The 13342-nt window shown below is 51.6% G+C and carries 12 protein-coding genes; 1 reads left to right on the forward strand and 11 read right to left on the reverse strand.

Annotation, left to right across the window (positions count from 1 at the left end):
• Window positions 1–3: 3 nt before the first annotated feature.
• A complete protein-coding gene (locus MKO97_RS03335) occupies window positions 4–1263 on the forward strand; it encodes a murein hydrolase activator EnvC (protein ID WP_241104652.1) in 1260 nt (419 codons plus the stop codon).
• Between the two features lie 3 nt (window positions 1264–1266).
• Here the strand turns inward: MKO97_RS03335 and MKO97_RS03340 are convergent, their stop codons facing one another.
• The 11 genes from MKO97_RS03340 to MKO97_RS03390 form a co-directional block, all read right to left on the reverse strand.
• Window positions 1267–1608, reverse strand: coding sequence for a septal ring lytic transglycosylase RlpA family protein (locus MKO97_RS03340; RefSeq protein ID WP_241105496.1), 342 nt, complete (start codon window positions 1606–1608; stop codon window positions 1267–1269).
• Window positions 1609–1640: 32 nt separating this feature from the next.
• Window positions 1641–2105, reverse strand: a complete 465-nt coding sequence (locus MKO97_RS03345; RefSeq protein WP_241104653.1) for a septal ring lytic transglycosylase RlpA family protein — start codon at window positions 2103–2105, stop codon at window positions 1641–1643.
• The gene (locus MKO97_RS03350) at window positions 2102–2548 is read right to left on the reverse strand and encodes a hypothetical protein (RefSeq protein WP_241104654.1); all 447 of its coding nucleotides are present in this window, start codon (window positions 2546–2548) and stop codon (window positions 2102–2104) included. The genes MKO97_RS03345 and MKO97_RS03350 overlap by 4 nt, the downstream gene beginning before the upstream one ends.
• A gap of 69 nt (window positions 2549–2617) precedes the next feature.
• On the reverse strand, window positions 2618–4273 hold the full coding sequence (pgi, locus tag MKO97_RS03355) for a glucose-6-phosphate isomerase (protein ID WP_241104655.1): 1656 nt from the start codon (window positions 4271–4273) through the stop codon (window positions 2618–2620).
• A gap of 630 nt (window positions 4274–4903) precedes the next feature.
• A complete protein-coding gene (locus MKO97_RS03360; protein WP_241104656.1) occupies window positions 4904–6133 on the reverse strand; it encodes a peptidoglycan DD-metalloendopeptidase family protein in 1230 nt (409 codons plus the stop codon).
• Window positions 6134–6154: 21 nt separating this feature from the next.
• Window positions 6155–7087, reverse strand: a complete 933-nt coding sequence (locus MKO97_RS03365; protein WP_241104657.1) for a tryptophan 2,3-dioxygenase family protein — start codon at window positions 7085–7087, stop codon at window positions 6155–6157.
• On the reverse strand, window positions 7084–7866 hold the full coding sequence (locus MKO97_RS03370; protein ID WP_241104658.1) for a DUF3108 domain-containing protein: 783 nt from the start codon (window positions 7864–7866) through the stop codon (window positions 7084–7086). The genes MKO97_RS03365 and MKO97_RS03370 overlap by 4 nt, the downstream gene beginning before the upstream one ends.
• A gap of 279 nt (window positions 7867–8145) precedes the next feature.
• Window positions 8146–9303 carry a 4-hydroxyphenylpyruvate dioxygenase gene (hppD, locus tag MKO97_RS03375; RefSeq protein WP_241104659.1) on the reverse strand — a complete coding sequence of 386 codons (1158 nt, stop codon included), beginning with the start codon at window positions 9301–9303 and terminating at the stop codon, window positions 8146–8148.
• 116 nt (window positions 9304–9419) lie between these two features.
• A complete protein-coding gene (locus MKO97_RS03380) occupies window positions 9420–9806 on the reverse strand; it encodes a four helix bundle protein (RefSeq protein ID WP_241104660.1) in 387 nt (128 codons plus the stop codon).
• A gap of 471 nt (window positions 9807–10277) precedes the next feature.
• Complete coding sequence (locus tag MKO97_RS03385; protein WP_241104661.1) at window positions 10278–11438, reverse strand: homogentisate 1,2-dioxygenase; 1161 nt, start codon at window positions 11436–11438, stop codon at window positions 10278–10280.
• A gap of 225 nt (window positions 11439–11663) precedes the next feature.
• Window positions 11664–13301, reverse strand: a complete 1638-nt coding sequence (locus MKO97_RS03390; protein WP_241104662.1) for an amino acid permease — start codon at window positions 13299–13301, stop codon at window positions 11664–11666.
• Between the last annotated feature and the right edge of the window lie 41 nt (window positions 13302–13342).

The following is a 13342-nucleotide window of genomic DNA, read 5'->3' on the forward strand; positions in this document are numbered from 1 at the left end:
AACATGACCAAACACCTATTCACTTTCGTTGCGTTACTGTTGGTAGCCATGGCATCGGCCCAGGGCGACGAGCAGGAAAAACTCGAACGGAGGAAAGCGCAGTTACAGGCCGAAATCCGTGAGCAGGAAGCGCTTCTGCAACAGCAGAACCAGAAGCAGAAATCGGTCACGTCCCTCATCGCGCAGCAGACTGAGAAAATCAAATTGCGCGAGCAGTTGATCCGTACCACCGAGAAGCAGGCCCGTTTGCTAAAGGATAACATGTACCTGAACCAACTCGAGATCAACCGGATGCACCGTGAACTCGACACGCTCCGCGCCGATTATGCCGAAATGATCCGGAAGTCATATAAAACGCGTTCCGAGCAAAGTCGCGCCATGTTCCTGTTGTCATCACAAAACTTCCTACAGGCCTACAAACGGGCGCAATACCTCAAGCAATACGCCGCCTACCGTAAGATGCAGGGCGAGGAAATCCGTCAGAAAGCCGAGCGGTTACGCGCCCTGAACGCTACGCTCGATACCCAGAAGAAAGAAAAACAAGACCTGTTGGCCGAGCAGGAAACCGAGCGGCAAACCCTGCAGAAAGAAAAGCAGGAGCAGGAGAAATTGATGAACTCCATCAAGAAAGACAAAAAACGCATCGCCGCCGAAATCAAAAAGAAACGAAGCGAGTCGGCTGCCATCGACCGAAAAATCGATAAGTTGATCCGCGACGCGATCACTGCGGCCAACAAAAAAGCCGCCGAAGCCAATAGGAAAGCAAACCCAACGGTGTCAGCCGCCAAAACCGAAGCGACCATCAAATCGAATAAGATTGTCCTTACGCCGGAAGCGAAACTGGCCGCCGATAACTTCCGGGCCAACAAAGGAAAACTCCCATGGCCGGTAGAACGCGGAACGGTGTATATGCCCTATGGCAACAGCGTCATCCACCCGGAATACCAACTACCGGTAAAAAACAGCGGTGTGGAGATTGAAACGGATAAAGGTGCTACAGCCCGCGCCGTCTTTAGTGGAACGGTCTATAAGGTAACCGATATATCGCCCGTCAACAAACTCGTCATCATCCAGCACGGTGATTACTTCACGGTCTACCAAAACCTGAGTAGTGTATCGGTCAGCCAGGGTGAGAAGGTCTCGACGAAACAGGCAGTGGGTCGCATCCGTACCAACGGCGACACCGGAAAAACCATCCTGAAATTCATGATTTCGCAGAACACCACCTACGCCAATCCGGCGACGTGGCTCTACAACATGTAAGCGTTACAGCACCTCGATAGAGACGCGTAACGTGCCGTGGTTCTTGTTATCGGTAATTTCCATGAAGGCCCGCTTGCTCAGATCGAGCTCACGGCTCTTTTTCTGCGGACCCCGGTCATTGACGGTGACCACAACCGATTTTCCATTTGCGAGGTTCGTGACGCGTAGCTTGGTGCCGAAAGGAAGGGTACGATGGGCAGCCGTCAGTTTTTGGTTGCGGAAGGTCTCGCCGTTCGCTGTTTTACGCCCGTCGAAAGTATCGGCATAATACGACACCTCCGCACTTGCTTTATACACACTGCGTTTGGAACTGCCACAGGCGGCCAACAGTAGCGAAGCCACCATAAAAAGCGTGAGGGTTGCCTTGCGGGCGGCCATCAGGGCTGTACGACTTCCAGCGTGACACGAAGCGATCCGCCGTAGCGCGAACCTCCGGCGATATCCATAAAGGCGCGCTTAGAGAGGTCGATATCCCGTCCTTTGGTGAACGGACCCCGATCGGTTACCTCGATGATGACCGACTTTCCATTGGCCTCATTCGTCACACGCACTTTCGTGCCGAACGGAAGCTTCCGATGGGCGGCCGTATACTTCGAGTTGCTGAACACCCGTCCGCTGGCCGTCCGCCGTCCGTTAAGTCGATCGGCATAATACGACGCGTGGGCGTTCTTCTTCAGTAATTTAAAACGGTATTTCCCCGACAACACAATCGAGTCGCTGACGATACTGTCCTGCTTACCCTTAGGTTGCTGCAACCGAAGGTGACCCGCAGGCACAAGGCCATACCCCAGTAGCGACACCAGGAACACACATACGGCCACAATACGCAGCCGCAACCTCATGAAAGCAGGTCTTTAAGTGTAGCCGACAGCAGGTCCCACGGAATGCGGCTCAGGAGCAGTACGATTCCGATTCCGTAAAAAATCAGGAACGATTTGAACTTCGATTTGCTGTCTGTTTTGCGTTTGTGTTTCGACCATCCGATGGTAATCAGGACGATCGCAATAAGGTTGACGAAAGGGTGTTCAACGGCAGTCAGGCGAAGCGACGCGTCCGACATCTGGCTCATGGCCGATTTTCCCAGCGGAGAGATCAGCCAGATAATCAGGCCGACCACAAATTGCAGGTGGGTGAAGATAAGCGCAAACAGCGAAAGCTTGCGGTCTTTCTGGGTAAACTCCCGATTTCCCGAGAAGCCCATGAGTGCATTGATAAAAGCAGCCAAAAGTAAAACGAAGACCAAAATGCCCGTTATCGCATGGACGTCGCGTATATATGGGTACATAGCATTGATGTTAGGATTCCAAATATAGCAAAAAAACCCCGCTTTTCGGGCGGGGTGGGCATTTAACCTTTATTTAAGGCTTGTTTCGCGTTGTAGGAAATGACGCAATAATAACGTAGTGGAGGCATCATGTTGGGCTACCTGTCCTGTTTCAATTTCCCCCAGGATCGAGTTCGCCAACTGTTTACCGAGCTCCACGCCCCACTGGTCGTAGCTGAAAATATTCCAGATTACCCCCTGCACGAAAATCTTGTGTTCGTAGAGCGCGACCAGCGCCCCCAGGCTTTTCGGAGTCAGTTGGTCAATGAGAAGCGTATTAGTAGGCTTGTTACCGGCAAAGACCTTAAACGGCAGCAAAAACGCCGCCTTCTCAGCCGAAACGCCTTGTTTTTCGAATTCCGCCCGCACCTGCGCCTCGGTCTTGCCGTTCAGCAATGCTTCGGTCTGTGCGAAGAAATTCGACATCAGTTTATGATGGTGGTCGGCATCGCCGTGCAGCGGTTTTACAAACCCGATGAAGTCGGCCGGGATCAGTTTGGTGCCCTGGTGGATCAACTGGAAGAACGCGTGCTGCGAATTCGTACCCGGCTCACCCCAGATCACCGTGCCGGTCTGGTAGGTCACCGGAACGCCGTTGCGCGCCACACTCTTACCGTTGCTCTCCATGATGCCCTGTTGCAGATACGGCGCCAGTTTCTGCAGGTATTGTGTATAGGGGATAAGCGCCTCGGTTTCGGCGCCAAAGAAATTGTTGTACCAAATGCTCAGCAAGGCAAGCACCACCGGGATGTTCTGCTCAGGTGCCGCCGTCCGGAAGTGGGTGTCCATTTCGTGTGCACCCGCCAATAGCCCCTCAAAATGCTCGTATCCGGTGGCCAGGCTGATCGAAAGACCCACGGCACTCCACAGCGAGAAGCGTCCGCCCACCCAATCCCACATTGGGAAGATGTTCGCTTCGGCAATACCAAAAGCGGTCACGTTCGGGATGTTCGTTGAGACCGCCACGAAATGGCGCGCAATATCCTCCGGTTGGGCCGATTGCAGGAACCATTTTCGGATGGTTTCGGCGTTGGTCAGGGTTTCCTGCGTGGTGAACGTTTTAGAGACAATGACAAACAACGTCGTTTCAGGGTCAAGTCCACGAAGGCTTTCATACACATGGTCCCCATCCACATTCGAAACAAAGTGCACGTTGAGGTGGTTTTTGTAGAAACGCAGCGCTTCTACCACCATAGCCGGACCCAGGTCGGAGCCGCCGATGCCGATGTTGACCACGTCGGTAAACGGTTTTCCGGTGAAGCCCACACGGTGTCCGCCAATGACTTCATCCGAAAAAGCTTTGATACGGGCCTTTACCTGCGCCACATCCGGCATGACATTTTCACCGTCTACGCGGATGTCAGCCGTTTCCGGTGCCCGCAACGCCGTATGCAACACCGCACGGCCTTCCGTCTCATTGATCGCGTCACCGCCAAAATACGAAGCAATCGCCTGTGGCAGTCCCGCTTCCTCCGCCAACTGCGTCAGAAGTGAAAGCGTCTCCGCGGTCAGTATGTTTTTGGAATAATCCACCACAAAGTCGTTCCAGGCGATGGTGAAGTTTTCCGCCCGTTTCGGATCATTCCGGAACAGGTCCGACATGTTGGCCGCAGCCATTTGGGTATAATGCGCCTGCAATTTAGACCAGGCAGGAAGTGTCGTGGGGTCGTACTTTGGTAAGGCCATCGGGCTAATTTAAGCCGCAAAGGTACGAGTTACCCACGGAAGCCGCAAAATGAGTAGGAAGGGAAGGGGAATTATAACGTTGTAGGTTGAAACTATTCTAATTAGCGAATGGGGAAATTAGCGAATTAGCGAATGATCCGAAACCGCAACAGTATTCTAACAGTCACGAGTTGGCTGGTTTGATATGGAAATCGGCGTAAAATGTATTTGGTAAAATCCGCAAGGCTCTGGAAAACCGCAGGGCGGGATGGCGTTACTTATCAGCAACTATTGCGTACCACAACCATTCGCTAATTCCCACACCGCCCCAACTACTACGCGCTACACACATTCGCTAATTCGCTAATTTCCCCATCCGCGAATCAACTTCACCGCCCCACCTACCACGCGCCAAGCATTCGCTAATTCGCTAATTTCCCCATTCGCTAATCAACTTCACCGCCCCAACTACCACGCCACACGCATTCGCTAATTCGCTAATTTCCCCATTCGCTAACCAACTTCACCGCCCCAACTACTACGCGCTACACACATTCGCTAATTCGCTAATTCCCCCATTCGCTAATCAACTTCACCGCCCCAACTACCACGCCGCACACGCATTCGCTAATTCGCTAATTCCCACATTCGCTAATTCCTTCCAAACTTCCTCTCAAAAACACTATCCAACGTCTTCTTCAACGGCGCCATCTCTTTCATATAGCGCGCCTTGAAACGCTCGGGCATCGGTTCAGAATTCGGTAGTTTGAGGCTAAGCGGGTCGACCTGCCGGCCGTTTACCCAAAAGCGGTAGCACACGTGCGGACCCGTCGCAAGACCGGTGCTGCCCACCCGACCGATGACATCGCCCTGGCCGACACGCTGTCCCTGCCGGACGAGTATCTTCGACATGTGAAGGTATTGCGTCGCATAGGTGCCATTGTGGCGCACCTTCACGAAGTTGCCGTTTCCGGCGGTGTAGCCCGTGCGTTCTACAGTGCCCGCGGCCGTGGTCATAATCGGAGTGCCCGTCGGCGCAGCGTAATCCGTGCCGTTGTGCGCCTTCCAGATCTGTTGTACCGGGTGGAAGCGGTTCCGAGAAAAACGCGACGTAATGTGGATGAACTTCAACGGCGCCTTCAGGAACATGTTCTTCAACACTTTTCCGTCTTCGTCATAATAATCGATCTTCCCCGATGTCGTATCCTGTTGGAAAGGGAACGCATAGATCCGCTTCCCTTTATATTCGATAAAAGCCGCGTCAAGCCGTTCCACCCCGTCGTAAATACTGTCGTTGATATAGCGCTCGGTGAAACTGATGGCGAAGCGGTCTTCTTTCTGCAGTTTGAAGAAGTCGATCGACCAGGCATAGATCCGTGCGATTTCCGTCGCAAAGCCCGGATCGACTTTTTGTTTTTGTAGACTTTCCGTAAGTGAGCCCTCCAGTCCCATTGCGATGGTGCGCTTCTTCAGCGTAATCGGACGCACTTTTTTATAAGCGACCACCGAATCGCGTAGGTCCACCACATAATAACTCGTGCGGTCGGGCTGGTAGATGAAGGCCTGCAGACGGTGTGATTTGTCTTTGGTGCGCAGCAACGTATACGGCTTCCCGAAACGCATCTTACGCACATCAAATGAATCCTGGATTTTCTCGTTGAGCACATGCACGTTATACGTACCCAGGTTTTCCTTCTCAAGCAGCGTGCCGAACGTATCGCCGTTTTTCAGCGTATCATGCACGACATTATAGTCATTGAGGCGAAAGCCAAATTCGATGACGATGGGCTCCGGCTTCGGTTTCGCGGCAGGTTCGGCCACGTCTTTCTTACAGGAGGCGAATACAAACAGGAAAAGCAGAACGGGGAGAATCCTTTTCAAAACGGTCAGGCGTATGATCGATTAGACGTTCTCGCCCCAGGTGGCCAGTTCTTCGGAAGTCCAGAGTTCTGGGAAGAAAATCCGGCGTTGGTATTTCGGGTGCATGTATTTCTGCCACTCGCTGCCGCCGGTCGCCTCTTTCTTTACCGCCCCGCTTTCGAGGTATTTGCTTGCAGCCGACATATGTCCCAGTGTCCAGGTGATGTTGACCGTGCGGTCGTAGTGACGCATCGCGGCCACCAATTCCGGGTTGTTTTGGTCGTGGGCCGGCAATTGGCGGAACTTCTGCCAAAGGTTGATGGTATTGTATTCCTCCATGAAGCGAAGGAACTGGTCTTTGTATTTTTTCTCGAACTGTTCGATGAGGTACGACTTGCGTCCCGTTTCGTAATCTTTGCCCGCGGCCTGCCAATACAGGTGCTCGAAGGCGTGGCTGTAAGGTGTGTTGCGGTCGATCGTCGCCCGGAAGCGGTGGTCGATCAGGTTGATGAGATCGGTTGAGGCGAACTCGATAAGGCGGTATTGCGCACTCTGGAAGCCCGAGGCCGGCGTCAGCGTGTTGCGGAATTTCAGATATTGTTCCACTTCCATCCCATCCCGCATGATGGTGAAAGAGGTGGTGAGCATGTCGAAATACCGGCTGATCCGCATCAGTTTTTCCGTGAACATCCCCGTGTCGGGTTTCTCGGCCCGTGAGATCTGCTCGATTTCCCACAGCACCATTTTGAAGAGGAGCTCGTTTACCTGGTGGTACATGATAAACACCATTTCATCCGGAAGCAATGACCGCTGTGACTGTAGGCTCAGGAGCGCATCGGTTTGGATATAATCCCAATAGGTAATGGGTTTCGACCAAAGCAGGCCTTCTAAATGTACCTCGGGTTTTTGGCCCATGGCCCTGAATTTGTCTTCGAGCTGACCGAGCAGTTCTTCCGTATGGGTGGTGTTCGTCATGGTTTTACTTTAACGGTAAAAGGATGTTTCAATCCTTTGAAAGCATCGAGGTCGGCCTTAAGCGACCCTACCGCGAGGCTGGCTTTTATCCGCACCGGCATCTTATTGTCATCCGCAGAGATCCAGACCGTGAGGCTTTCCTCTTCTTTGAAAACGCGTCCGGACATTACTAACGGGCGGAAAATCATGGTTGATATAGTGCCAAATTTAGTCGTAATATCCTCCTTGCCTAAATATTTTAACTTAAACTTGATCAGGTCGTCGTCAAAAAACATATCGACGGTCACGGCTTCACCCACTTTCATCCGGTCGATATTCGGATGGTTCCGCAGGTAGTAGAACATCGACAGCACGTCCTGCACATTCTCGGGCACTACAAACGTCTTCTCGGTTTTCTTCTTATAGTCTTTCAGCAAGACGCGATCGGTCGACTGGTTGATGAACCCTTCCTGGTTCTTCGTATAACCCCCTTCGTCGATTTGCCTGACGAATTGGTATGGATTGCCTGTCGTTTTGTCAAAATAGCTTTCATAGTTGTCGGCGACCTTGAAGAAGAACTTCGTCATGCCGGTCGTATAGCCGCGGCCAATGGCGTGGAAGACCTTTTTGCCGTTGCGCACATCCTCTTTCACCTCCAGGGTGGCGTACCCGGCGTTGACGATGCCATAGTGGATGCGGAACTTGAAATATTCGCCTACATCAAAAGCCCGCTCTTTTTGGGAAGCGGGGGCGAAACTGAGGGTTGAGGCGAGCAGTAAAAGTAGGGAGAACCTTTTCATGAAAAGAGCAATTTTCCGCCCTCGATGCAATATCCATACCAAAGGTACCAAAACAAAAAAACCCAGTCAAATGAATGACCGGGTTTTTATGCTATTAACCAACCAAAACTATAAATTATGAAAAATTTATATCAATCGAGGGAACCACCCCTCTTTTGCTCTACAAAGATACAATCGTTTTTCGAGGAAAAGCAAGTCAAAAGCTGTTTTTAACATTAATTTCACAACGAAAACGTTGTATTTGGTCAGTTGTTTACATTTTATTCATCAACCAGACGATTACAGCGTGCCTCGAAGCGCCTGTTCGCGTTCGATCGATTCAAACAAGGCCTTGAAGTTTCCGGCGCCAAATCCGCGGGCACCCATACGCTGGATGATCTCGAAGAACAGCGTCGGACGGTCTTCAACCGGACGCGTGAAGATCTGCAACAGGTAGCCTTCATCGTCGGCATCGATCATGATGCCCAGTTTCTGCAGTTCGCTGATATCCTCTTTGAACTTCGACATGTGGTCTTTCAACCGCTCCGGAATCGCATCGTAGTACGCTTGTGGCGGTGTCGACAGGAACTCCACTCCGCGCGAACGCATATCCGCGACCGTCGTGATGATATCATCCGTGGCCACCGCGATGTGCTGCACACCCGGACCTTCATAGAAGTCGATATACTCTTCAATCTGCGAGCGTTTCTTGCCTTCCGCCGGCTCATTGATCGGGAACTTGATGCGCCCGTTGCCGTTTGACATCACCTTCGACATCAGGGCTGAGTATTCGGTCGTGATCTGCTTGTCGTCAAACGACAGGAAGTTCACGAAGCCCATCACGTCTTCGTACCATTTCACCCAGGTGTTCATCTCGCCCCAACCGACGTTCCCCACCATGTGGTCAACGTATTTGAGTCCGACCGGCGCCGGGTTATAACTACTTTCCCACGGCTGGTAGCCCGGCAGGAAGGTGCCTTTGTAGTTTTTCCGCTCGACAAACATATGCACGGTTTCGCCATACGTATAAATTCCCGCACGCACCACTTCCCCGTGTTCGTCGGTTTCTACCGTAGGTTCCATAAACACCCGTGCACCCCGCTTCGTCGTCTCTTCAAATGCCGCCCGGGCATCTTCCACCCAAAGCGCGATCACCTTCACGCCGTCGCCGTGTTTCTTCACATGTTCCCCAATCGGGTGGTCGCTTTTCAGCGCCGTCGTCAGCACCAACCGGATCTTATCCTGCTTCAGCACATACGACGCCCGGTCCTTCACGCCCGTCTCCAGCCCGGCATACGCATGCGACTGGAACCCGAAGGCCGTTTTGTAAAAGTGGGCCGCCTGCTTGGCATTCCCTACATAGAATTCGACATAGTCGGTTCCGAGAAGCGGCAGGAAGTCTTGTGCCCCTTCGAATATTTTTTCGAGTCCGTATTCAACGGATTTTATTTCACTCATGGTAATTAGCGAATTAGATGATTAGCGAATTAGCGAATGTCGCAGTGTCGTTTAGACGTTCGGACATTGTTATTCAGTTGTTTTACGTTTTTAATTGCTTGTATGTAATTAGCGAATTAGCGAATGTGGGAGTGCCGTTTAGACGTTCCGACAATCTTGTTCAATATTTTAAGTACTACTTCTAGTTTCTCCTCGAGGTGTCGGGTATCAGGATAGTGTGCCATGGTGCTACATAGGTTTATCCAATACTCGGTCTCGTCAGCCTCTTTCAGGGCGATTTTCATCTTATGGACGAAGTCTGCCTTGCTTTCGGCGTTTTGTGCTTCCTTGACGTTTGCTCCTATCGAAGTCCCCGATCGCAATAGCTGATTAGACAGGATGAACTTCTTTCGTTGTTCCAATTGCTCGGCATACAATATAACCGCAATTGAAAACTCAAACGTCAAGCGGACGATGGTGTTTTGGGAGTACAATGCACTTCCCGAGTGGCGTAATTCAGGCATATACAATTCATTTTGGCTTATATTTTTCAGTGCGACATCCATCGCTCATTACCTCCTTCAGCGGCGCCTCATCGGTCAAGATGGCCATTCGCTAATCCGCTAATTAACTCATCCGCAAATTCACCACTTTCTCCGCATTATTTATCGGTCACAATGGTCATTCGCTAATCCGCTAATTAACCCATTCGCTAATTAACCCATTCGCTGATCAACCACTTTCCCCGCATTATTTATCGGCCACAATGATCATTCGCTACTCGCTAATTAACTCATTCGCTACTTAACCACTTCTTCCGCTTTATTTATCGGTCACGGTGGTTATTCGCTAATCCGCTAATTAACCCATTCGCTAATCAACCACTTTCCCCGCATTATTTATCGGTCACAATGATCATTCGCTAATACGCTAATTAACCCATTCGCTAATCAACCACTTTCTCCGCATTATTTATCGGTCACAATGATCATTCGCTAATTATCAACCCACGACCTATAATACTCCCCATCATCAATCGCCATCGCCTCCTCCGTCACCATCAGCGGTTTGAAGGTATCGACCATAACGGCCAATTCGACCGTTTCCGTTTTGCCGATCGAACGCTCCATCGCGCCCGGTGCGGGACCGTGCGGAATCCCTTTCGGGTGCAGCGTGATGTGGCCCTGCTCGATGTTGTTGCGGCTCATGAAGTCGCCGTCCACATAATACAACACCTCGTCGCTGTCGATGTTGCTGTGGTTGTACGGCGCCGGAATTGCTTTCGGATGGTAGTCGTACAAACGCGGACAAAACGAACACACCACGAACGTCGAGGTCTCGAACGTCTGGTGGATCGGCGGCGGCATGTGCACACGTCCGGTGATCGGTTCGAAATCGTGGATGCTGAAGCCATACGGATAGTTATAGCCATCCCACCCAATCACATCAAACGGATGCGTGGCATAGACCAGTTCATGCATCATGCCCTCCTTCTTCACCTTGATCACAAAGTCACCCTTTTCATCATAGGTTTCAAGTTCCAGCGGCAATTTGAAATCGCGTTCGCAGAAAGGCGAGTGCTCCAGCAATTGGCCCGACGCGTTCTTATAGCGCTTCGGCGTGTAGAACGGCGCATGCGACTCGACATAGAAAATCCGGTTGTCGGTCGTGTCGAACTCCATCTGGTAAATCATCCCGCGCGGAATGATCAGGTAGTCGCCGTATTCGAAGGGAATATTTCCGAGCATAGTGCGGAGTTTCCCCTTCCCACGGTGGATGAACAGCATCTCATCCGAGTCGGCATTCTTATAGAAATACGACCGCATCGATTCCTGCGGGGCCGCCAGTCCGATGATACAGTCACTGTTGACCAGCATCGCCTTGCGGCTGTCGAGGAAGTCTGCCGTTGGCTTCACGTCAAAGCCTTTCAGCAATAACGATTTGATGTTCTTGGAAATGGCAATTTTCGGCTCAACCGAATACGACCGCAGGATTTCCTTTACCTGCGTGGGCCGATGCACCTGGTACATCAGCGAAGAATGGCCATGAAACCCTTCGGTGCCGAAGAGCTGCTCGTAATACAAACCACCTGCCGGTTTTTCGAACTGGGTATGGCGTTTGTGTGGAAGCTGGCCGAGTTTGTGATAAATAGGCATAGCGTTTTCATTTTGAGTGGATACGAAGTATAAAAGCGGGGTGCTTTTTACGTCACTCCGGGTTCCGTTTGATGAGGAACTTCAAATGGGACATGAGCCCTGTCCAACGCTGGTTCATATCTACAAATATCGGAAAAATTTAAATTTCAACCGTTTTCGTTGCGGGATATTTAAAAACGAAAAGCTCCCGATGAGGAGCTTTTCGTGTAATCGTAGTCGTATCGTTTAGCGCGCGCGACGGTAGTTGTATCCGTAGATCACCACGTGTGCGGCCGCAAAAATCATCGAGAAGTAAAGCAGGAAGGTATCCTCTACCAGCGGGTCACTGTGGTGCAGCAACGCCACCCCCACGAGGCTCACTACCATGATGAGTCCGGTGCCGGCGACGGTTTTATAGCTTTTCGCGCTATAACCGCCCTGGTTGTGGTGGCTGTGTTTCATACCGTAATAGAGATACAGGTCAAAACCGATCATCATCCATACGATCAAACGGATCCAGGTATCAAGCGGCAGGAACACCATCATAAACAGACAAACCGCTACACCCAGCAAGGGCACCACCGGAACCAGCGGCGTACGGAACGCACGTGGGGCATCCGGCATCTTTTTGCGCATGATCAACACGCCCACACACACTAGGATGAAGGCGAACAGCGTACCGATACTCGTCATTTCACCCACCACATCAGCCGGGATGAACGCCGCGAAGACGCTCACCAATACCATGAACAACATATTGTTTTTGGCCGGTGTACGGAATTTCGGGTGTACCTCAGAGAATACTTTCGGCATCAAACCGTCTTTACTCATCGAGAAGAACACGCGGCTTTGGCCCATCAACATCACCAGGATCACCGACGAATAACCCGCCAGGATCGCCAATACGATGGCCTTGTTCAGCCACGGATAGGCCGGCGTAATCATGCCCGAAGCATCCGGCGTACCCATATTATCAATGGCAACCGCAACCGGCGCAATACCGTCTTGTCCGGCGAAAGCCGTATAATTCACCACGCCTGTCATGACGTGGGCGAAGAGGATATACAAAGCCGTACAGATTCCCAACGACAACAGAATACCGATCGGCATGTCGCGTTTCGGGTTCTTCGCTTCCTGTGCTGCCGTCGATACCGCGTCAAAGCCGATGTAGGCAAAGAACACAATGGCCGCCGCACGAACGATGCCCGAGAAACCAAAGTGACCGAAGGTACCCGTGTTTTCAGGGATATAAGGCGTATAGTTCTCAGGTTTGATATATTGCCATCCCACTGCGATGAACACCAGCACCACCGATACCTTCAGCATCACGATAAGTCCGTTGACGAAGGCCGATTCTTTCGTACCGCGCATCAGCAACAGCGACATCAGCATCACGATGAAAACCGCCGGGATGTTGATGACACCGCCTTCAAACGGCGACGACATGAACTGAGCCGGTATATCAATACCAAAATCGTGCAGGAACTTGCCTAAATACCGCGACCAACTGATCGACACCGTAGCGGCACCCACCGCATATTCGAGCACCAAATCCCATCCGATGATCCAGGCGATGAATTCGCCCATGGTGGCAAACGAGTAGGTATAGGCACTACCCGCGACCGGGATCATTGACGAAAACTCGGCGTAGCACAAACCGGCGAAAATACAGCCCAATGCCGCCACAAGGAAAGAGAGGGTAATAGCCGGTCCCGCATTCGTGGCCGCTGCCATCCCCGTGATCGAGAACAAACCGGCGCCGATGATCGCGCCGACCCCCAGCGCCACCAGCCCCGAGGCAGTCAGCGTTTTCTTAAGGCCTTTTTCGGATTCGGTCGCTTCCTCAAGTAATTGGTTCAGGTTCTTTCGTTTCCAGATTGACATAAATTCATTTTTGTGTTAACAGTTTCCAAATATATCGGTTT

The organism is Flavobacterium sp. HJ-32-4 (assembly GCF_022532105.1).
GTDB lineage: Bacteria > Bacteroidota > Bacteroidia > Flavobacteriales > Flavobacteriaceae > Flavobacterium.